Here is a 20649-nt window from a genome sequence, read left to right as displayed (position 1 = left end):
TTCCGCACTTGGCAATCGCCGCCGCGTGCGGCACCTCCTGGCCGCAGCATGACCCCCACGGACTCCTTTCTGGCGGCCCATGGCTACGCGGCGGCGGCACGCGCCCCGCTGCCCCAGGATGCCGGCCACCGCCGCTACACCCGCCTGACCGGCGGGCCGCGCCCCGCCCTGCTGATGGACTGCACCGACGCGCCCAGGGTCGGGCTGACCCCGGAGGAGGACCTGCTCCCCTTCCTGAAGCTGGCGCGGCACATCGCCGGCATCGGCCTTTCCGCTCCCGCCATCCTGGCCGAGGACGCGCCGAACGGCCTGCTCCTGGTGGAGGACCTGGGCCGCGAGACCCACGCCATGCTGCTCGATGCCGGCGCCCCGCCGCAGCCGCTCTACGAGGCGGCCGCCGAGGCGCTCGCCGCCCTGCACGCCGCCCCGCCGCCGCCCGGCCTGCCGCGGTGGGAGGCGCCGCGCATGGCCGCCACGGTGGCGCAGACCTTTCTGGACTGGTGGTGGCCCGCCGCCTTCGGCGCCGCCCCCGCCGAGCCCCTGCGGGCCGAGTTCATGGACACGATGCACGCCATGCTCGCCCCTTACGCCGGCGCCGGCTGCCTGGTGCACCGCGACTACTTCCCGGCCAACCTGATGCACCTGCCGGACCGCCAGGGCCCGCGCCGGGTCGGCATTCTCGACTTCCAGGATGCCGCCCTTGGCCACCCCGCCTATGACATGGTCAGCCTGACGGAGGATGCCCGGCGCGACGTGGCCCCGGAGGTGCGCGCGGCCGCCCTCGCCGCCTATCTCGCCGCCCGGCCGGGGCTGGACCCGGCCGCCTTCCGCGCCGCCATGGCGGCGATGGCGGCGCAGCGCCACCTGCGCGTGGCCGCCCTCTGGGTGCGGCTGGACCGGCGCGACGGCAAGCCGCACTACCTCCGCCACGGCCCGCGCTGCTGGGCGCTGCTGGCGGAGGCGCTGCGCCACCCCGCCGCCGCCCCGCTCGCCGCCTTTCTCGACCGCCACGTGCCCGCCGCCCTGCGGCGCAACCCCGCCCCTGCTTCTGCCCCTGCCCCTGCCCCTGCCCCTGCCAGCCCCACCAAGGACGACGCCGCGTGACCACCCTGAACTCCGCCATGGTGCTGGCCGCCGGCCTGGGCACCCGCATGCGGCCGCTGACCGAGGCGAAGCCCAAGCCCCTACTGCCCCTGGCCGGGCGCAGCCTGCTCGACCATGCGCTGGACCGGATCGACGCCGTCGGCATCGGCCAGGTGGTGGTGAACGCCCACTGGTTCCCGGAGCAGGTGGAGGCGGTCTGCAAGGCGCGCCCCAGCCCGCCCGCGGTGCTGCGCGAGGAGCCGGTGCAGGAGACCGGCGGCGGCGTGCGCGACGCCCTGCCGCATCTCGGCCCCGCCCCTTTCCTGGTGGTGAACGGCGACGCCTATTGGCTGGACGGCCCCACGCCCACCATCGAGCGCCTGGCCGGCCGCTTCGACGAGGCGGCGATGGACGCGCTGCTGCTGGTGGTGCGCGCCACCGCGGTGGAAGGCGAGGTCGGCCGCGGCGACTTCCTGCTCGACCCGCTCGGCCGCGTCCGCCGCCCCAAGGAGCGCGAGATCGCGCCCTACTTCTACGCCGGGCTGCAGGTGGTGCATCCGCGGCTCTTCGAGGGCGCGCCGGAAGGCTCCTTCAGCATGAACCTGCTCTGGAACCGCGCCATCGAGGGCGGGCGGCTCTTCGGGCTGGTGCATGACGGCGCCTGGTTCCACCTCTCCACGCCCGTGGACCTGCGGCGGGCCGAGGCGGCGCTCGCCACCGGGCTGACGCGGCCGCTGTTCTGAGCGCCAGGGGGCGCTGCCCTCTATCGGACCTCGCCCGCCGCCGTCAGAGGGGCATCACCTCCAGGCGGCGGAACTGCACCGCCGAGCCCTCGTGGTGGCTCTGCAGGGCGATGTGCCCGCGCGGCTCCCGCGTCGCCGGGGAAAGATGCGCCACGGCCGTGCCGTTCAGCCAGACCGCCAGGCTGTCCCGCTGGGCGCGGATGACGAACGCGTTCCACTCGCCGCAGGGATGCGAGAGGTGCCCGCTGGCCGGCGCCAGCCGGTAGATCGCGCCGGTCAGGTGCAGCGGGCTGTCCAGCCGCTTCGCCTGCGGGTCGTAGCCGCGGTCGTCGATCTGGATCTCGTAGCCGCGCTCGATCGCCGGGCCGGGACTGTCCTGCAGCGGCGGGCAGCGGATGAAGACGCCCGAATTGTCGTCCGGCCGCTGGATGCGCCACTCCACCCGGAGCATGAAATCCTCGAAGGCGGAATCGGCGAACCAGAACAGGCCGGAGCCGCCGAAGCTCTCCAGCACCCCCGGCTCCGCCCAGCGGAAGCCGCCCTTCCCCGCCATGCGCCAGCCCGAGAGATCGGCGGTCAGCAACGGCCTGAAGTCTTCCATGTTCCGGGCATCTCCTTCACGCGTGGCCACGGCGGCATCCCGCCCCGCAGGCCGGACGGGCCGGCTGAAAATCCGCTCGCCGCCGCCGTCAGGCGATGTCGGGGCGGCGCATGCCCTCCGCCGCGTCGGTCGCGGCCAGGATGGCACGCCACTCCGCCTCCTGCAGCCCGGCGGCATGTTCGCCGCCCGCCAGGAAGCAGGCCCTGAAGGTCTCCAGTTCCTCCGGCGCCAGCGTGATGGCATGGCCCTTTCCCGCTCCGGCCTCAAGCGCCCGCTCCAGCGCGGCGCGCACCGCCGCGATGGCCGTCGGCTCCAGCGGCATCGTCCGGGGCGCGGAGGCAGCGCCACGCTCGAAGGCGCCGCGCGCCGCCTCCAGGAGTTCGTCAGGCAGTCGCAGCTCAGGCATGGTCGGTCTCCGTGTTGCGCGGCCGGGCGGCGGAAAGCCTGCGCACCGGCGTTTCCTGGCAACGCCGCCCGCGCTCTTCCGTTCCGCTCCAGAGGCGCACCGGCTTCCGGTGGACCCATGACGGAGGAGCGCAGATGGCCAGGGCCAAGGAGCCGGATCTGACGCAAGGCGTTCCGCTCTCGGCGCTGCCGGATGGCGGCATGCTCGCCGGCCGCGTCGGCGAGGAGATGGTGCTGCTGGCGCGGCGCGGCGAGTCGGTCTTCGCCATCGGCGCGAAATGCACGCATTACGGCGCTCCGCTGGCCGAGGGGCTGATGGTCGGCGAGACGGTGCGATGCCCCTGGCACCACGCCTGCTTCAGCCTGCGCAGCGGCGAGGCCCTGCGCGCGCCCGCCCTGGCCCCGGCCGCCCGCTGGAAGGTCGAGCGGCATGGTTCGCGCCTGGTGGTGCGCGAAAAGGCGGCGCCCGCGCCGGCCCGGCCGCCGCCGCTCGGCGCGCCGGGGCGCATTCTCATCCTCGGCGGCGGCGCGGCGGGCCTCGCCGCGGCGGAGCGGCTGCGGCGCGAGGGCTATGCCGGCAGCCTGACCCTGCTCAGCGACGACGCCGACCCGCCTTATGACCGCCCCAGCCTGTCGAAGGACTTCCTGTCCGGCGAGGCGGGAGAGCAGGACCTGCCGCTCTTCCCCGAGCGCTTCTATGCCGATCAAGGCATCGCCCTGCGGCTCGGCGCGGCCGTCACCCGCATCGATGCCACCGCGCGCCAGGTCCAGCTGGAGGGCGGCGAGAGCCTGCCCTTCGATCGCCTGCTGATCGCCACCGGCGCGGAGCCGGTGCGCCCCCCCATCCCCGGCGCGGAGGCGCCGGAGGTGCTCACCCTGCGCTCCTGGCGCGACAGCCGCCGGATCATCCGGCAGGCGGCGAGCGCGCGGCACGCCGTGCTGGTGGGCGCCAGCTTCATCGCCCTGGAGGTGGCGGCGGCGCTGCGCCAGCGCGGCCTGGCGGTCACGGTTGTCGCTCCGGACAGGCGGCCGCTGGAGAAGACCTTGGGGCCGCAGCTCGCCCAGGCGGTGCGGCAGCTCCACGAGGAGAAGGGCGTCGCCTTCCGGCTCGGCCAGGAGGTCGCCGCCATCGGGCCGGGCGGCCTGCGGCTGAAGGACGGCACGGCGGTGGCGGCGGACCTGGTGCTGCTCGGCACCGGGGTGAGGCCGCGCACGGCGCTCGCCGAGGCGGCCGGCCTCGCGGTGGAGAACGGCATCCTGGTGGACGCGCACCTGCAGACCAGCGCCCCCGGCATCTTCGCCGCCGGCGACGTGGCGCGCTGGCCCGACCCGCACAGCGGCGGGCGCATCCGCGTCGAGCACTGGGTGGTGGCCGGGCGGATGGGCCAGGTGGCGGCGCTCAACATGCTGGGCCGCCGGCGGCGCTTCGATGCCGTGCCCTTTTTCTGGAACCGGCACTACCACGACCTCAACATCGACTATCTCGGCCATGCGGAGGAATGGGACGCGATCATTGCCGAGGGCCGCGTGGAGGAGGGCAAGGCGCTGCTGCGCTACCGCAAGGGGGGCCGCGACCTGGCCGTCGCCACGGTGGACCGGGACCTCGAATGCCTGGCGGAGGAGGCGGCGATGGAAGCGCGGCTGCCCGGCGGCATGCGGCCGCAGGTCCGCGCGGCCGATCGCCGGGGAAGTTGACGGCCGCCCGGGCTGCGCGCTGCTAAGATCGGCCCCGGTGACGGGGGAACACTCCCCAGGGAGGCATGGCCCCAGAGAGGTCGGCCGCAGGGCGCGCCCTGCAAACCGGCCCGGCTGCCTCCGCGGTGGGCGCCCGCACCGGGAGGACCATACCCATGCTCGCCATCGAGACCCTGAAGCGCGCACTCGAAGGGCGCGACAACCGCGCCCTTTCGGAGTTCTACGCCGACGACGCCACCCTCATCGTCATGAGCAAGGACAGCCCGCCGCGCAGCCCGCGAACGATCTCCGGGCGCACGGCGATCAGCGCCTACTACGACGAGGTCTGCCGCCGCGACATGAAGCACGAGCTGGTCGCCGGCGTGGCGGACGACTCCCATCTCGCCTTCACCGAGGCCTGCGCCTATCCGGATGGGACCCGGGTCTTCTGCTCCGCCATGGCCGAACTGTTGGAGGGCAAGATCAAGCGGCAGACCAACGTGCAGGTCTGGGACGCCTGAGGGGGCCGGGAGCGGCCGTCGCGCGGAACCTCCCCGAGAGCCCGCCGCCCTGCGGGGCGACACCCGCTCAGCCGTCGTCCGGCCGCCGCTCCCGGTCGTGCAGCGCCTGCTTCACCGGGTCCTGGCGGCGTTCCGCCCATTCGAGGCGCAGCCCGTTGACCTCGGCGCCCGCCAGCAGCGCCAGGGCGGTCAGGTAGAACCACAGCATCAGCACCACGGCCCCCCCCAGCGAGCCGTAGAAGACGCCGAAGCTCTGCGCGTGCGAGACGTAGACGGAAAGGCCGATCGAGGCGACCACCCAGAGCAGCGTGGCGGCGACGGTGCCCCAGGAGGCCCAGTCCCGCTGCGGCCGCGCCCGGCTCGGCGCATAGGTGTAGAGCGCCCCGGCCGCCAGGGCGAACAGCAGCACCAGCGCCGGCCAGCGGGCGAGGCTGACGATGCCCAGCAGGCTGCTCTCCACATGCCCGGACAGCAGCGGCGGCAGGGCGAGCAGCAGCAGGGCCACGGTCAGCAGCAGAAAGACGACCAGCGCGATGACCACGGCGATGCCCTCGCGCTGCAGCCAGCTGCGCCGCTCCGTCTGGTCATAGACGATGTTGAGCGCGGTCAGCAGGCCGCTGGCGGCCCGCTGCGCGGCCCAGAGCGCCACCACCAGGTTGAGCGCCAGCCCGAGGCCAAGGCCGAAGCCTTCCGGCACCGTCGTCACGAACTCGACCAGCACGGAAACCGCCGCCCTGTCCCCCAGCAGCCGCTCCGCGCCGGCCTGCACCGGGCCGCGCAGCACCGCCGGGCCGGCCACCTTGCTCAGCAGCGCCGCCGCGCCGGCCAGCGCGGGCAGCACGCCGAACATCGCGTGGAAAGCGAGGGCCGCGGCAACGGTCTGCGTATGGTCGCTCAGCACCTCGGCGATGAAGGCGCGAAACGGATGCCGCCAGGGCGCCTCGCGGGTTTCGCGTCGCGGGTCGGCCATGCGCTGCTCCTCCGCCGGGGCGGAGCAGGCGGCACACTCCCCCGATGCCTTGGCCATGCTCCCGCCACAGGCCGCCAACCCCTCAAGAAGCCGGGAGTTTCCGTGCTTTCAGCCTGTCCGGGCGGCAATGCGGGCGGCGCACGCCTTGTCTTGCCCCCGGCGGAGGCGAATCATCAAAACCGGCACGACAGATGCCGAAACGGAGGGAATCATCATGACCGCGACCGACAACCTGCGCGTCCTGCGGCAGCAAGCCTATGCGGCACGCCGCACCCACATCGCCGGGACCCTGGGCAAGACGCATGATTCTTCCGCCAGGGCACGGCTTCCGGGCTTGCAGCGCATGATCGCCGGCCTCGACGAGGCGCTGGAGCTGAACGGCCGCAACGGAGCCGAGGCGCGGCGCGACAACCGCTCCTGAAAGCCCGGCGGACCCTGGGTCCGCGCAAGCGCGGCGGCCGGGCGGGGGCGACCTCCGGCCCGGCCGTTTTGATTTGGCACCCATCTGGCTTGGCGCATAATGCGCACCACCACGAGCCCCTGGATGGGAGGCCCGCCTCCATGATGCCCTCCCGGCACACCTCCTGCCCGGCCCGCCGGCGTCGCAGCGCATGAGCGGAATCGGCCATAACGGCGGCCCGGCGCTCGATCCTGAGCCGGACCCTTCCTGGCACGCCTGGTGCTGGCGCCGCGCGCACAAGCGCGCCTGGAAGACGCCGCCCCGCGAGATCGCCCTGCGCCGGCTGGAGCGTGCCGAGGCCAACGGCATGACCTACCGCGAATACACGCTCGAGATCCTGGAGCGGGGCCGCCACCGGTGAACCGCGCCGCAGGCCTTGCGGCAGGCGCCGCGGGACCCCTTGCCGGAACGGCTTTTCGCCCGTCGGAGCAGACGCCACAGGACCGTCATGCGGCACCGCAGCAACGCCGGCCCAAGAAGATGAGGCTCCTGCTCGCAGCTTCTTGATCATCATCTCCCGACAGGCGAGATGCTGATCCGGCACGCTCCCATCCTCCAGGACCCGCCATGCCTCCCGGCTCCGCCCAGTTTCGCCTGCTGACCCTGCATTTCAGCCTGTTCCACCTTGCGGCCACGCTCGCGGGGGGGTTCGTGGGCGCCTATCTCCTCAAGCTCGGCTTCAGCCTGCCTGCGGCGCTGGCCTCCTATGCCGGGTTGCTCATGCTGCGCTTCGGCCTGCGCTTCGTCGCGCTGGGCATCACCCGCCGCTTCGGCTTCAAGGGGGCGCTGACAGGCGGCGTGCTTCTGGGCGCCGCCCAGTTCGTGCCGCTGCTGAATGCCGACACGCCCTTCTGGTTCGCCGCTTGGGTGGCGATCGTGGCGGCGGCCGAGTCGCTATACTGGCCGGTCTATCACGCCGCCATGGCCGTCACCGGCGAAGCCAGCCGCCGCGGGCGGGAGCTTGGCCTGCGCACCGCCATTGCCGCGGTGATCGGCGTGCTCGGCCCGCTGGCCGGCGGGCTGCTGCTGGAGCATGCCGGGCCCGCCGCCGACTTCGCCATCGCCGGGCTGCTGGCGCTGCTTTCCATTCCCCCTTTCCTGCACATGGCGGAACTGCCGGCCGGCCCGGTTCCTGCCCTGCGCGAGTCGATGCGTGGCATGGACCGGCTCGGCCTCGCCGCCTTTGCGGCCGATGGCTGGATCGCCTCCGGCCTGTTGCTGGCCTGGCCGATGGTGCTCTTCGCCGCGCTCGGCGCCCGCTATGAGGCCTTCGGGCTGGCCAATGCGGTGGCCGGCCTGGCGGGTGCGGTTGCGGGCGTGCTGTGTGGCCGGGCCATCGACCGCGGCCAGCGCGAGCGCTATCTCGCCGGCGCCTGCGTGGCGCTCGGCGCCGGCTTCCTGCTGCGTGCGGGCGCGGGCTGGTCGCCCCTCGCAGCCGCCATGGCCAATGCCACCGGCGCCGCCATCATGAGCCTCTACATGCCGGTGCTGATGAGCGTGGTCTACGACCGTGCCAAGCAGTCCGGCGCCGCCTACCGCTTCCACTTCGCCACCGAGGCGGGCTGGGATGTGGGGGCGGCCTCGGGCTGCCTCGCCGCCGCGGCGGTGGCCTGGCTGGCCATGACGCCCTCGCTCGCCGTCCTGCCGGGAATGCTGGGGGTGGCGGTGCTCTATCTCTGCGTGCGGCAGCGCCGCGTCTCGGCGCCGCTGCCGGTCTCCGCCTGAGGCCTGGACCAGGTCGGGGGAGGGATTTCCCGAACCCCCATTCCCCTTCTGCCGGTTTCGCGCCCGCGGGCCGCCCGCGCGGGAACCCGGAGAAGATGGGCGCTTGGGAGGGGATTCATTCCCTCCCACCTTTCCGCGACGGCTCCGCGGCCACGGCCGAAACAGGAAGGGCCAGCCCTCTCGCAGCCCCCTTCGCGCCGGCCACGGCGATGCCGATGACGGACCACGCCCCTGCCGCGTCCTGCGCCAGCACGGGCGCGCCGCTGGCACCACGGGTTCCCGCGCAGTCATGCACGAACAGCGGCGCCGCGCCGTGGCGAACCAGGCCCAGCAGGTGGCATTCGCGGTCGGCGAGGATCAGCTCCGGACGGTCCTGCTGGTAGCCGCCCAGCATCAGCGGCGTGCCCGGCGGCGGCAGCGCGCGCCGCAGGGGAAGCGGACGCACGCCGCCCGCCACGTCCCCGTCGAGCGTCAGCAGCGCCCAGTCGGCCTCGGGCGGTCCGCGACGGGCGGGGTCGAAGCCGGGACCGGTCCGCAGAGCAGCCGCCCGGCCCGCCGCTTCCCAGCGGCCGAGATGGTAGCCCCGCAGGAAATGCACGGATCGCGGCTGCACCAGGCGGCCGGTGCGCGGCGCCACCAGGCAGTGCGCCGCCGTCAACACCGTGCGCGGGCCGATCAGCGCCCCGGTGCAGCGGCCGCCCAGCTCGGTCTGCACCCGTCCCGGCGCGCTCCAGGGCGCAGCCCCGCCCTCCACCGCCTGCCGCGGGTCGCTGGCGCCGAGGCCCGGCAGGCGCAGCGGCTGCGCGCGCGCTGGGGCAGCGGCGCACGCGACCGCCACCACCAGCACGGCAAGACACAACGCCGAGAATACCCGCATTCTGCCTCTTCTGAGCCACTGGCCGTGTCGCATTAATGATGCATTAAGTATTGTCGGAGAAGAAAAGGCTTCTCACAGCAGAACCCAGTCCACGATGCCGAAATCCAAGATGCCTCCCCTGCATGCCCTGCCAGCATGCGGCCGTCGAACCCTGCGCCGCTTCTGGCGCTGGCTGCGGGGCGAGCAATACCGCCCCGAGCGCCACTACATGCGCGGCTCCGGGCGGCGCTGAGGCGGAGGAAAGCCTCCTCAGCCCAGCGCCACCCGCGTCGCTTCCGCCTCCACCGTGACGGCGAGGCCGGCGGCCTTCAGCACGTCCTCCGCGCCTTCGGGCGGCGCCCAGTTCACGGTGATGATGTCGCCGTCCAGCGTCAGGCGGGGCGTGCCGGGCGGCATGTCGCGGGCACCGACGATCAGGTCCAGCAGCGCGAGATCCACTTCCGGCCGCGGCGGGGTGATGGTGGTGGTGGAGAGCACCTCCACCTTGAGCGGCTTGCCCACCGCGAGGGCCAGCACCGGCCGCACCGCCTCCAGGAAGCGGCCGGAGTCCACCGGGCTCTGTTCCGCCGGACGGCCCAGCCGGAGATAGGCGCGCAGCAGCGCCTCCAGGTCCTTCGCGCCCTGCAGGGCACGCTTCACCCGCAACGTGCTGCGGTCCTCCGCGGGCAGGCTGGCGGCCACCGAGTCGAGGTTCGCGTTCAGCACCATGATCAGGTTGTTCACCGCGTGCTGCATCGGCCTGGCGAGGCCAGCCATCCTGTCGGGCGCGTCGGTCAAGGCGAAAGGTCCTCCAGGATCTCGTGGAACAACCGTGCCGGCAACGTGCCGCCACTGACTTCGTCCATCGGGCTGGCGTCGTCATTGCCCAGCCAGACTCCGATGACCAGGGGCTCGGCGATGCCGACGAACCAGGCATCGCGGGAATCCTGCGTGGTGCCGGTCTTGCCGCCGACGGCGCGGCCCGGCACGGCGGCGGCACGGCCGGTGCCGCCCTGTACCACCGCCGCCAGCATCTGGCGCATCGCCGCGGCCTCCCCCGCCGGAATCACCCGCTGCGGCGCGGTACGCGGCACGGCCAGCAGGCGCTCGGCCGACTCGGCGCGCGCGACGCCATAGGGCATAACGCGGAAGCCGCCATTGGCGAAGGGTGCATAGCCGGCCGTGAGGTCCAGCAGCGTCACCTCCGCCGTGCCCAGCGCCAGCGAGGCATCCCTGGTGAAGCGGCCCTGCACGCCGAGGCGCCGCGCCACCTTCGCCACCGGTTCGGGTCCGCCGGCCTGCAGCAGCAGGCGCACGGCGGCGGTGTTGACGCTGTGCGCCAGCGCCTCCTGCAGCGTGATGGCGCCGCGCGAGCGCCAATGCCCGTTTCCGGGCGACCAGCGGCCGAGCGTCAGCGGCGCGTCGGACACCGCGTCGCCGGGGCTGGCGCCCTTCTCCAGCGCGGCCAGCCAGACGAATGGCTTGAAGGCCGAGCCCGGCTGCCGCCGCGCCATGGTGGCGCGGTTGAAGGGGCTCTGGCGGTAGGAGCGGCCGCCGGCCATGGCCCGCACCGCCCCATCCCGCGCGTCCAGCACCACCACCGCGCCCTGCCCGACATGCGCCGCGGCACCCGGCCCGGCGAGCAGCGCCTCCAGCCGGTGCTCCACCGCCGCCTGCGCCTTGCGGTCGAGGGTGGTGCGCAGCGTCAGGTCCGCCCCGATGGCGGTGGGGTAATCCTCCGCCAGGTCGCCCTGCACCCATTCGGCGAACCAGCCGGCATCGCCGCTGGGCCGTGGCGGCAGCGCCATTCGCTCGGCCTCCAGCGTGGCGCGCTGCGGCGTGATCAGGCCCACATCGGCCATTGCCGCCAGCACGTCCGCGGCGCGCCGCATCGCCGCCTCGGGCGCGGCGCGCGGGTTGAGGCGGGAGGGCGCCTTGGGCAGCCCGGCCAGCACCGCCGCCTGCCAGAGCGTGACGCGCTTCGCCGGCACCCCGAAATAGAGCCGCGCCGCCGCATCGACGCCATAGGCGCCGCTGCCGAGATAAACCCGGTTGAGGTAGATCTCCAGCAACTGGTCCTTGCTGAAGTGGTGCTCCAGCCAGAGCGCCAGCAACGCCTCCTGCACCTTTCGGCGCAGGCTGCGCTCGGGCGTCAGGAACAGGTTCTTGGCGAGCTGCTGCGTCAGCGTGGAGCCGCCCTGCACCACCCCGCCGGCGCGCAGGTTGCTCACCGCCGCGCGCAGCAGGCCGACCGGGTCCACGCCGAAATGCGCGCGGAAGCGCCGGTCCTCCACCGCGATCAGCGCGCCCGGCAGGTAGGGCGGCAGCTCGGAAAGGCGCACCCGCTCGCCATAAAGGTCGCCGCTGGTGGCGAGCAGATGGCCGTCCGAGGTTTCCAGCGTCACCGACGGGCGGCGCGTCGCGAGCAGCGCATCCCCGGGGCGTGGCAGGTCCCAGGCGAACCAGAGCAGCAGCACGGCAAGCGCAACGCTGCCCCAGATCCCGAGCAGCAGCACCCCGTGCAGCAGCCGGCCGAACAGCCGGCGCGGCGCCTTCGGGGCGGTCACCCGGGCCGGGCCGGTGCGGCTGGAGGTGAGCGGCGCGGCCTGGCTGGCGCGCACCGGGGAACGAGGCATGCGCATGGCCTTACCACGAGATGCGCGCACGGCGGCAAAGGATCCGCAACCATCACGACAGGAAACCCGAGAAACGGAACTTTCCCGCTGCTCTTTCTCCTGTGGAGCCTCGGCGGCAGGCAGCGCGCCAAGCCGGCGGAAAGACGATGGGGGTTCGGGGGAATTCCTTCCCCTGGCCTTTTCAGCCGCGGCTCAGCACATCCAGGCAGCGCGCCAGGGAGTCCCGCCAGTCGGCCGGCTGGATGCCGTGGATGGCGGCGATGCGGCGGCAATCCAGCCGCCCGTCGGCCGGGCGCTGCGCGCGCGTCGGGTACTCGCTGGTGGCGATCGCCTTGAGCTGCGGCACCCGATGGCCCCGTGCTGCGGCCTGCCGGAAGATCTCCGCCGCGAAGCCGTGCCAGGTGGTCCAGGGCTGGCCGGTAAGGTGGAACACCCCGAAGGCCTCGCTGCCGGCCGGCGCCGCCTGGAGGCGCGGCAGCATGCGGGCGATGGCGTCGGCGAGGTCGGCGGCGAAGGTGGGCGCGCCGTGCTGGTCGGCCACCACCGACAGGCTCTCGCGCTCCGCCCCAAGCCGCAGCATCGTCCTGAGGAAGTTGTTGCTGTGCGGGCTGCAGACCCAGGCCGTGCGAAGCACCACCGAGCGCGGGTTGGCGGCCGTCACCGCGCGCTCCCCCGCCAGCTTGGTGCGGCCATAGACGCCGATCGGCGAGGGCGGGTCAGTTTCCGCATAGGGGCTGCCCTTGCGGCCGTCGAAGACGTAGTCGGTGGAGACATGCACGAAGGGGAGGCCACGCTCGGCCGCCGCCGCGGCGAGCAGCCCGGCGCCGGTGGCGTTGATCGCCTCCGCCACATCCGGCTGGTCCTCCGCGCGGTCCACCGCCGTGTAGGCGGCGGCGTTGATGATCGCCTCCGGCGCCACCTCGCGCACCACCCGGTCGAGGCTGTCGGGCTGGGTCAGGTCAAGCTCCGGCGCCTCCAGCGCGGTGACGGCATGGCCGTCGCGCGGCAGGCGGTCGGCGAGTTCGAGGGCGAGCTGGCCGGTGCGGCCGGCGACCAGGATGCGCATGGGCCGGGGTCCTTTCAGGCGGCGCCGTCGGCCAGGCGCAGCAGGCGCTGGCCGTAGCCGGTCTTGGCGAAGAGCTTGCCGCGCGCCCGCAGCTGCCCGGCATCGATGAAGCCGTTGAGGAAGGCGATCTCCTCCAGGCAGGCGATCGGCAGGCCCTGGCGCTGCTGCAGGGTGCGCACGAACTCGCCGGCATCGAGCAGCGAATCATGCGTGCCGGTGTCGAGCCAGGCATAGCCGCGCCCCATCTGCTCGACATGCAGCGTGCCGGCCTCCAGGTAGTGCCGGTTGACGTCGGTGATCTCCAGCTCGCCGCGCGCCGAGGGCTGCACCGCGGCGGCGACGTCGAGCACCGTGTTGTCGTAGAAGTAGAGTCCCGTCACCGCCCAGTGCGAGCGCGGCTGCGGCGGCTTCTCGACGATCGACAGCGCGCGGCCCCGGGCATCGAACTCCACCACGCCGTAGCGCTCCGGATCCTCGACGTAGTAGGCGAAGATCGTCGCGCCCGTCTCGCGCTCGGTGGCCTGCCGCAGCATGTCCGAAAGGTGCGCGCCGTAGAAGATGTTGTCGCCCAGCACCAGTGCGACGCGCTCGTCGCCGACGAAGTCGCGGCCGATGATGAAGGCCTGCGCCAGCCCCTCCGGCTTCGGCTGCACCGCGTAGCTGAAGGAAACGCCGTAGTGGCTGCCGTCGCCCAGCAGGCGCTGGTAGGAGTCGAGGAACTCGGGCGAGGAGATCACCAGGATCTCGCGGATGCCGGCCAGCATCAGCACCGAGATCGGATAGTAGATCATCGGCTTGTCGTAGACCGGCAGCAGCTGCTTGTTGACCGCCAGCGTCGCCGGATGGAGGCGGGTGCCGGAGCCGCCGGCGAGCACGATGCCCTTCATCGCCATCCCCTTCAGCCCTTCAGCCCGAGCCGCTCGCCGGCATCGCTGCGCTCCAGCAGCGGCCGCCACCAGGCCTCGTTGTCGAGATACCAGCGGATGGTCTTCTCCAGCCCGCTCTCGAAGCTCTCCCGCGGCTGCCAGCCGAGCGTGTCGCGCAGCTTGGTGGCGTCGATCGCGTAGCGCAGGTCATGGCCGGGCCGGTCGGTGACGAAGCGGATCTGCTCGGCGTGGGAGCGGCCGTCCTCGCGCGGGCGCAGGCGGTCGAGCACGGCGCAGATCTGCCGGACCACCGCGATGTTCTGCCGCTCGGCATTGCCGCCGACATTGTAGGTCTCGCCCGGCGTGCCGCGCTCGAACACCGTCTGCAGCGCGCGCGCGTGGTCCTCGACGAAGAGCCAGTCGCGCACGTTCTCGCCCTTGCCGTAGACCGGCAGCGGCTCGCCATGCAGCGCCTTGAGCGTGACCAGCGGGATCAGCTTCTCCGGGAAGTGGTAGGGGCCGTAGTTGTTCGAGCAGTTGGTGATCAGCGTGGGCAGGCCGTAGGTGTGGTGCCAGGCGCTGACCAGATGGTCGGAGCCCGCCTTGCTGGCCGAATAGGGCGAGCGCGGGTCGTAGGGCGTGGTCTCGGTGAACAGCCCCTCGGCGCCGAGCGAGCCATACACCTCGTCGGTGGAGACGTGGTGGAAGCGGAAGGCCGCCTTGCGCGGCTCCGCCAGCCCGCGCCAGTGGCGCAGCGCCGCCTGCAGCAGGGTGAAGGTGCCGACCAGGTTGGTCTGGATGAAGGCGCCGGGCCCGTCGATCGAGCGGTCCACATGGCTCTCGGCGGCGAGGTGCACCACCACGTCCGGGTCGAACTCGGCGAACAGCGGCTCCAGCAGCGCGACATCGGCGATGTCGCCCCGCACGAAGCGGTGGTTCGGCGCCTCCGCGACCGGCGCGAGCGAGGTCAGCGTCCCCGCATAGGTCAGCTTGTCCAGGGTGAGCACCTGGTGCCGTCCCTCGGCCACCAGGCGGCGGACCAGGGCGGAGCCGATGAAGCCGGCGCCGCCGGTGACCAGGACATTCAGCGAGCGGGATTGCAAGGACAGGCCATCCTTCTGCGAGCAGGCAAGGCGATGGGGAACTTTATCAGGGAACCAGGGCTTCGCCGAGCGGTTGAAGCGGCCGGCCGTCATAGGCAAAGGGGGTATCGAAGCCGGCCAGCGCGGGCTGCCGCTGGTCCTTGGCGGAGAGGGTCGGCCCATGGGCCGGCAGCGGCCACTCCACCCCGATCGTCGGATCATCCCAGCGGATGCCGGCATCGCAGTCCGGCGCATAGGCGGCGGAGGTCTTGTAGGCGACCTCGCTTCCCGGCTCGAGCGTCACGAAGCCATGCGCGAACCCCACCGGCACGAAGAGCTGCTCGCCGCCCTCGCCGGTCAGCGTGGCGCCCACCCAGTGGCCGTAGGTGGGCGAGCCCTTCCGCAGGTCCACGGCGACATCGAAGATGCGCCCGCGCAGGCAGCGCACCAGCTTGGCCTGCGCATGAGGGGGGCGCTGGAAGTGCAGGCCGCGCAGCGTCCCCACCGCGGCGGACATCGAGTGGTTGTCCTGCACGAACTCGCAACGGATGCCGAGCGCCGCGAAGCGGTCGCGGTTCCAGGACTCGACAAACCATCCGCGGTCATCACCGAAACGCCGGGGGCGGATCAGTTGCACAGGGTTGGAACTCATCGTGATGCTCGCCTCTCTCCCGCGGACGAAAGCCGCCGCGGGCACCAGGTGTCGAAAGAAGAAGAACCGACCGTGCGGGGCCGATAGGCAATCAGCATGGCCGGATGAAGGCAGCCCGGCCGGAACCCCGCGCAGGCGTGGCGGCAGCGGAACAGGCCGCGGCCATGGCCGGCACGAAGGCAGGGGCAATCATGGCGCGGTCCTATAGACGCAAAGCCCCCTGCCGGGCCAGCGCGCGGGGCGGCAAGCCGCTAGAGGCCCAGCAGGTCCAGCGTCCGCCCGACCACCCGGGCCTCGTCGAACCGCTCCAGCGCATGGGCGCGGCCGGCCGCGCCCATGCGGGCGCGCATGGCGGGGTCGCCGGCCAGGCGGCCGAGGGCGGCCGCCAGCGGCGCCACCGCGCCGGGCGGCACCAGGAAGCCGGTCTCGCCATCCCGCACCTGCTCGCGCGGGCCACGGGTATCGGTCGCCACCACCGGCAGGCCGGTCAGCATCGCCTCGATCACCGACATCGGCAGCCCCTCGAAATGGCTGGGCAGGCAGAACACATCCGCCGCCGCCAGGATGCGGGCCACGTCCTCGCGATAGCCGAGACGCTTCAGGCGCGGGCCGAGCAACCGCCCGGCGCGCGCGAAATCCTCCGCCATGTCGGGGCCGTGGTCGGTGGGCAGGCGCTCGCCCACCACCCAGAGCGTGGCGCCCGGCACCTGCTCCATCGCCCGCAGCAGCTCGGGATGGCCCTTGTGGCGCACCAGCCGCGAGACGATCACCACCACGCAATCCGCCTCGCCGGCGCCCAGCTCGGCGCGCAGGGCGGCACGCGCCGCCGGGTCGGGTTGGAAGCGCGCCGGGTCGCGCCCATTGCCGATGCCCACTGCCCCGCGCGCGATCCCGAGGCGCCGCGCATCCGCCGCCTCCTCCTCGCTGACGGTCAGGAACACGTCGGTCGCGCGGCCACCAAGCCACTCCAGGCCGAACGACAGGCCCCGCCGCCAGGATGGGCCGGGCTGGTTGAACAGGAAGCCATGCCCGGTATAGGCGATGCGGGGCACGCCCGTGGCCCTGGCCGCCGCCCGCGCCAGCAGGCCAGAAATCGGCATATGCGCGTGCACGAGGTCGAACTTCTCCGCGCGGAACACCTCCACCAGCGCGCGGAAGGCACGCGCCTGGGCGACCGGGTTCAGGCTGCGCGCCATCGGCACGGGGATGATGCGGAAACCCTCGGCGCGGGGAAGGTCGAGCAGCGGCCCCTCCGCGCAAAGGCCCACCACCTCATGTCCGCGCGCCCGCGCGCCCCGCATCAGCGGCAGCACGAAATGGCGCAGCGCGAAATCGACGTTGCAAACCTCGGCGATCTTCATCCGGCGACCAGAGAAAGGCCGTGGGGAATGAATTCCCCCGGGCCCTCCATCTTTTTTCGTCGCGTTTCCGGCACCTGCGGCCCGCGCGGCGCCAGAGCGGCGAAAAGAAGGAGGGGTCGGGGGCGAATTCCTTCCCCCCTCCGCCCTTCAGTCTTCTCCCTTGACCGGGTTCGGCAGGTTCACCCGGCTCAGCGCCCATTGCACCGAGGGCGTGCCCGCCTCGGCGGTCAGCACCACCTGGGAGGTGCGGCGCGGCTCGCCGGCCATGAACACGCTTTCCTCGACGCCAAGCTTCGCCCGGCTCGCGCGCAGCCGCCAGCTCGCCCCGGAGGGCAGGCGCAGCAGCACCGCGTTGTCCTCCTCCTGCAGGCTGGCCACCACGCCGGGGTGCAGGTGGAAGCGCACGGCATAGCCGGGCAGGTTCTCGCCATCCACCGCGTCCTCGCCGCGCAGGTCGTCGCCCGACTCGGAGAGGTAGAGGCGGCGGCGGTGCACCGCGCCGAAGCCGCGGCGGTATCCGTCATGGCTGGCATCCAGCCACTGCGCGCCATTGGCCTCCTGCCGCTCGGCCTCCACCGTCTCGGGGCGGCGGCCGAGGCCCTCCTCGCGCAGTTCGCTGCTGTTGGTGTCGGCCAGCGTCAGGGTGGAATGCGCGGCGGTGGCGCGCAGCGCGTCGCGCCAGGCTCCCTCGGCCGCGGTGACGGCGCCGCAGTTCACGATCAGCCGGTCCCGCCCGACCGACATCTCGAAGGAGAGCGTGCCGGCATGGTGGAAGCGGTCGGCCTGGCGCGACAGGCCGGAGGGGCCGGGCGACACCCTGCCCTCCGGCGGCGGGCCGCAGTCGACGATCACCAGGGTGCGGCCGGCCTGCAGCCGCTGGAAGCCCGCCTCGGCCAGGATCAGCGGCGCCCGGCCGCGCGCCTGGCCCTGCGTCAGCACCAGGTCCACGAGCGCCGCGCCCTCGTCCCGCGTGCCGTTGAACAGCGCCAGGCCGCCGTCGCCATGGCGAAACAGCCGCAGCGCCGGCGCGGCGCGGTCCAGCGCCAGGGCGAGGTGCGGCGGCGCCTCCAGCCCGGCGCCATGGATCAGGTTGCGGATCTCGATGAGGTCCTGTACCGCCAGCAGGAGCTGGCCGGGGCTGCGCTCGACATGCGCGCCATCGGGCAGGATCTGCCGCTCGATCTCCTGCGGCAGCACGCGGAGGCAGCGGGAGATCCAGCCCTCGTCGCCCAGCGCGATCGAGGCGGCGAGCGCGCCCTTCAACGCCGCCAGCGCGCCACGGTGGCGGCTTTCCGCCGGCAGCGAGGCCACCAGCCCGCGCGCGTCCTGCGCCATCCGCACCATCAGCGCGTGGCGGAAGGCGTCCTCGGCGGTGGCCGCCAGGAAGTCCCAGTGACCGAGCCAGGCCGAAAGGCGCGCGCCCGTCACCTCCGGCGCCGCGGCGATCGGCTCGGCGGAACCGCGCTCCAGCCAGTCGGCGGCGAGGTCACGCGCGCGCAGCCGGGCCCCATCGGTGCCCAGCGCCCGCAGGTCGCGCAGCCAGGCGAAGCCGTGCACGGCGGAACGCCAGGTCGGTGAGCCGGCGCCTTCGCCCCAGCCCTGGCCACCCTCCTCGGCCGTGGTCAGCGGGCGGACGGTGCCCCCCACCTCGCACTCGCCGCGCAACAGGCGATGGCCGCGGGTGGCGTCGCCCGGCCAGAGGTCCCGGAAGGCACGGGCGGGTGCGTCGGGCACCTTCACCGGCTTGAGCCCAGCCACCATGCGGCGGGCGCCGCGCAGCCAATCCGACATCAGGCGCTGTCCCCCCGCAGGGCGGCGATGGCGGCGGCATAATCCGGCGCGCCGAACACGGCGGTGCCGGCCACCAGCACGTCGGCCCCCGCCTCGATGCAGCGCGGCGCCGTCCTGGCCGTCACCCCGCCATCCACCTGCAGGGCGATCTCCCGCCCGGTGGCGTCGATCATCCGGCGCAGCGTGGCGATCTTCGGCAGCTGGCTCTCGATGAAGCCCTGGCCGCCGAAGCCGGGGTTCACCGTCATCACCAGGATCAGGTCCAGCATGTCCATCACATGCTCGATGGCGGAAAGCGGCGTCGCCGGGTTGAGCACCACGCCGGGCGAGCAGCCCAGCGCCCGGATGCTCTGCAGCGAGCGGTGCAGGTGCGGGCCCGCCTCCGGGTGCAGGCTGATGCGCTGCGCCCCCGCCTCCGCGAAGGCGGGCAGGTAGGGATCGGCCGGCGCGATCATCAGGTGCACGTCGAAGGGCATGCGCGTGTGCTGGCGCAACGCCTTCAGCACGGCGGGGCCATAGCTGATGTTGGGCACGAAATGCCCGTCCATGATGTCGAGGTGCAGCCAGTCGGCGCCGGCGGCTTCGATGGCGGCAACTTCCTCGCCAAGCCGCGCGAAATCGGCGGCCAGCAGGGACGGGGCGATTTTCACCGGGCGTGTCACAGGAAACGTTATGCCTTCAGGGCCGGAAGGGGACAAGGCGCGAGAGGAAGAAGTCCAGGGGTTTACCTTCGGCGCCTGCCCGCAAGAAGCGGCGTTGTCCCGAACCGGCTTCGCCGGCGGAAGGGCTCCGGCCTTCACAGAACGGCGATCTCGTGGCGCCCTGGCTGCGGCGTCAGGCCGCGCGGAAGCGTGCCATGAAGAACCCGTCCATGCCGCCCTGCTCCGCCCACAGGTCGGGCCGGGTCCGCAGCCAGCCCTCGGGCGAGAGCGCCGCCTCGAGCCCGGGCACTTCCTCCGGCCGGACGGGGTCGGGCACCAGCCCGGGAATGCCGGCCATGGCCTGCGCTTCCCCTTCTTCGCGCTGCAGCGAGCAGGTGGCGAAGACCAGCCGTCCCCCCGGCGCCAGCAGCCGCGCGGCGTTCTCCAGCAGCCGGCGCTGCAACCCCGCCAGGGTGGGGATGTCGCCCGGGCGCTTCAGGTGCGGCACGTCGGGGTGGCGGCGGATGGTGCCGGTGGCGCTGCAGGGTGCGTCCAGCAGCACGGCGTCGAAGCGCGTGCCGGGGTTCCACGCGGCGGCATCGGCCTGCACCAGCTCGGCCTCCAGCTTCAGGCGGAGGAGGTTCTCGCGCAGCCGCCCCATGCGGTTGCCGTCGCGCTCCACCGCCACCACGCGGGCGCCGGTGGCGGCGAGCTGGGCCGTCTTGCCGCCCGGCGCGGCGCACAGGTCGGCGACCGCCATTCCGGGCACGGCGGCGAGCAGCCGGGCCGGCAGGGCGGCGGCGGCATCCTGCGCCCAGGCCTGCCCGGCGGCGAATTCCGGCAGCTCGGTGATGCGCGTCCCGGCCGGCAGGCGCGCGGTGCCGGTGGGCAGGCGCTCCGCCCCGGCGGGCGGCGCGGTGCCGGGCAGCAGGGAAAGGTCGAGCGGCGCCGGGACGCGGTGCGCGCGGGCGATGGCACGCACCGCCGGGCCATAGGCGGCATGCCAGGCGGACCAGAGCCAGCCCGGCGTGTCCAGGCGTTCGCCGTCCAGTTCCTCCAGCGCGGCCGGACCCTGCGCGGCCACCCGGCGCAGCACGGCGTTCACCAGCCCGGCGAAGGGTCGCGGCACCAGGTCCACCGCGCTGGCCACGGCGGCATGCGGCGGCGTCTCCAGCAGCAGCAGCTCGGCGGCGCCGATGCGCAGGGCCTGGCGCACCTCGGGCGGCGGCTCGCGGCGCAGCAGCGGCTCCAGCACCGCGTCCAGGCTGCCCAGCCGGCGCAGCACGGCGGCGGCGATGCGGTGGGCGGCGGCGCGGTCCCGCGCCTCGGCCGGCGGAAGGCTGTCCAGCGCCTCCTCCAGGCCGCGGTGCCGCAGCAGCACGGCGTTCAGCAGCGCCAGCGCGGCACTGCGGGTGGGATTGCGCGGGCGCGGCGGCGCGGCGCGGGCAGCGTCGGGACGGAAAGCGTCGGGACGGGCAGCGTCGGGGCGGGGGCGGCGGGCGGGCGGCTTCATCGC

21 protein-coding genes are annotated in these 20649 nt (G+C 73.5%); 7 read left to right on the top strand and 14 right to left on the bottom strand.

The window, feature by feature from the left end; translation table 11 throughout:
* Window positions 1-48 precede the first annotated feature (48 nt).
* Together E0493_RS06485 and E0493_RS06480 are read left to right on the top strand one after the other, a co-directional pair.
* Entirely contained in the window at window positions 49-1104 is a 1056-nt protein-coding gene (locus E0493_RS06485; RefSeq protein ID WP_160936114.1) for an aminoglycoside phosphotransferase family protein, read from the top strand.
* Window positions 1101-1826, top strand: coding sequence for a nucleotidyltransferase family protein (locus tag E0493_RS06480; RefSeq protein WP_367614462.1), 726 nt, complete (start codon window positions 1101-1103; stop codon window positions 1824-1826). Before E0493_RS06485 ends, E0493_RS06480 begins: the two co-directional genes overlap by 4 nt.
* A gap of 43 nt (window positions 1827-1869) precedes the next feature.
* On the opposite strand, the gene E0493_RS06475 is transcribed toward E0493_RS06480, so the two are convergent.
* Window positions 1870-2427 carry a 3-keto-disaccharide hydrolase gene (locus E0493_RS06475; RefSeq protein WP_160936113.1) on the bottom strand — a complete coding sequence of 186 codons (558 nt, stop codon included), beginning with the start codon at window positions 2425-2427 and terminating at the stop codon, window positions 1870-1872.
* A gap of 88 nt (window positions 2428-2515) precedes the next feature.
* A complete protein-coding gene (locus E0493_RS06470; protein WP_160936112.1) occupies window positions 2516-2833 on the bottom strand; it encodes a hypothetical protein in 318 nt (105 codons plus the stop codon).
* 134 nt (window positions 2834-2967) lie between these two features.
* Between E0493_RS06470 and E0493_RS06465 the strand changes: the two genes are divergently transcribed.
* Together E0493_RS06465 and E0493_RS06460 are read left to right on the top strand one after the other, a co-directional pair.
* Window positions 2968-4527 (top strand): FAD-dependent oxidoreductase, encoded by a 1560-nt coding sequence (locus tag E0493_RS06465; RefSeq protein WP_160936111.1) that lies wholly within the window; start codon window positions 2968-2970, stop codon window positions 4525-4527.
* Window positions 4528-4682: 155 nt separating this feature from the next.
* Window positions 4683-5027, top strand: a complete 345-nt coding sequence (locus E0493_RS06460) for a nuclear transport factor 2-like protein (RefSeq protein ID WP_160936110.1) — start codon at window positions 4683-4685, stop codon at window positions 5025-5027.
* Between the two features lie 67 nt (window positions 5028-5094).
* Here E0493_RS06460 and E0493_RS06455 read toward each other — a convergent pair whose 3' ends face one another.
* Window positions 5095-5997, bottom strand: a complete 903-nt coding sequence (locus E0493_RS06455; RefSeq protein WP_160936109.1) for a YihY/virulence factor BrkB family protein — start codon at window positions 5995-5997, stop codon at window positions 5095-5097.
* Between the two features lie 214 nt (window positions 5998-6211).
* Here E0493_RS06455 and E0493_RS06450 point away from each other — a divergent pair, with 214 nt between their 5' ends.
* The 3 genes from E0493_RS06450 (at window position 6212) to E0493_RS06440 (ending at window position 8182) form a co-directional block, all read left to right on the top strand.
* Window positions 6212-6418: a hypothetical protein gene (locus tag E0493_RS06450; protein WP_160936108.1), complete on the top strand. Its 207-nt coding sequence runs from the start codon at window positions 6212-6214 to the stop codon at window positions 6416-6418.
* Between the two features lie 190 nt (window positions 6419-6608).
* Window positions 6609-6818 (top strand): hypothetical protein, encoded by a 210-nt coding sequence (locus tag E0493_RS06445; RefSeq protein ID WP_160936107.1) that lies wholly within the window; start codon window positions 6609-6611, stop codon window positions 6816-6818.
* A 206-nt stretch (window positions 6819-7024) separates the two neighbouring features.
* A complete protein-coding gene (locus E0493_RS06440) occupies window positions 7025-8182 on the top strand; it encodes an MFS transporter (protein ID WP_160936106.1) in 1158 nt (385 codons plus the stop codon).
* Between the two features lie 115 nt (window positions 8183-8297).
* Here E0493_RS06440 and E0493_RS06435 read toward each other — a convergent pair whose 3' ends face one another.
* The 11 genes from E0493_RS06435 to E0493_RS06385 form a co-directional block, all read right to left on the bottom strand.
* Window positions 8298-9059 carry a trypsin-like serine peptidase gene (locus E0493_RS06435; RefSeq protein WP_160936105.1) on the bottom strand — a complete coding sequence of 254 codons (762 nt, stop codon included), beginning with the start codon at window positions 9057-9059 and terminating at the stop codon, window positions 8298-8300.
* Window positions 9060-9308: 249 nt separating this feature from the next.
* Window positions 9309-9836, bottom strand: a complete 528-nt coding sequence (locus E0493_RS06430) for a hybrid sensor histidine kinase/response regulator (protein WP_160936104.1) — start codon at window positions 9834-9836, stop codon at window positions 9309-9311.
* Entirely contained in the window at window positions 9833-11674 is a 1842-nt protein-coding gene (locus tag E0493_RS06425; RefSeq protein ID WP_160936103.1) for a transglycosylase domain-containing protein, read from the bottom strand. The genes E0493_RS06430 and E0493_RS06425 overlap by 4 nt, the downstream gene beginning before the upstream one ends.
* Window positions 11675-11855: 181 nt before the next feature.
* The gene (gene rfbD, locus E0493_RS06420; RefSeq protein ID WP_160936102.1) at window positions 11856-12740 is read right to left on the bottom strand and encodes a dTDP-4-dehydrorhamnose reductase; all 885 of its coding nucleotides are present in this window, start codon (window positions 12738-12740) and stop codon (window positions 11856-11858) included.
* 14 nt (window positions 12741-12754) lie between these two features.
* Window positions 12755-13633, bottom strand: coding sequence for a glucose-1-phosphate thymidylyltransferase RfbA (gene rfbA / locus E0493_RS06415; RefSeq protein WP_202396951.1), 879 nt, complete (start codon window positions 13631-13633; stop codon window positions 12755-12757).
* A 5-nt stretch (window positions 13634-13638) separates the two neighbouring features.
* Window positions 13639-14694 carry a dTDP-glucose 4,6-dehydratase gene (gene rfbB / locus E0493_RS06410; protein WP_160936230.1) on the bottom strand — a complete coding sequence of 352 codons (1056 nt, stop codon included), beginning with the start codon at window positions 14692-14694 and terminating at the stop codon, window positions 13639-13641.
* A 61-nt stretch (window positions 14695-14755) separates the two neighbouring features.
* Complete coding sequence (rfbC, locus tag E0493_RS06405; protein WP_160936100.1) at window positions 14756-15340, bottom strand: dTDP-4-dehydrorhamnose 3,5-epimerase; 585 nt, start codon at window positions 15338-15340, stop codon at window positions 14756-14758.
* A 251-nt stretch (window positions 15341-15591) separates the two neighbouring features.
* Window positions 15592-16701 carry a glycosyltransferase family 4 protein gene (locus E0493_RS06400; RefSeq protein ID WP_160936099.1) on the bottom strand — a complete coding sequence of 370 codons (1110 nt, stop codon included), beginning with the start codon at window positions 16699-16701 and terminating at the stop codon, window positions 15592-15594.
* A gap of 147 nt (window positions 16702-16848) precedes the next feature.
* A complete protein-coding gene (locus E0493_RS06395) occupies window positions 16849-18492 on the bottom strand; it encodes a heparinase II/III family protein (protein WP_202396949.1) in 1644 nt (547 codons plus the stop codon).
* Window positions 18492-19154 carry a ribulose-phosphate 3-epimerase gene (gene rpe / locus E0493_RS06390; protein ID WP_160936098.1) on the bottom strand — a complete coding sequence of 221 codons (663 nt, stop codon included), beginning with the start codon at window positions 19152-19154 and terminating at the stop codon, window positions 18492-18494. Before rpe ends, E0493_RS06395 begins: the two co-directional genes overlap by 1 nt.
* A gap of 172 nt (window positions 19155-19326) precedes the next feature.
* Complete coding sequence (locus E0493_RS06385) at window positions 19327-20646, bottom strand: RsmB/NOP family class I SAM-dependent RNA methyltransferase (RefSeq protein ID WP_160936097.1); 1320 nt, start codon at window positions 20644-20646, stop codon at window positions 19327-19329.
* Window positions 20647-20649: the final 3 nt, after the last annotated feature.

It is taken from the genome of Teichococcus coralli (genome assembly GCF_009829925.1).
In the GTDB taxonomy this organism is placed as follows: Bacteria; Pseudomonadota; Alphaproteobacteria; order Acetobacterales; family Acetobacteraceae; genus Pseudoroseomonas; species Pseudoroseomonas coralli.
Note: the sequence above shows the minus strand (reverse complement) of the source record. Positions and strands in the feature narration are given on the sequence as shown.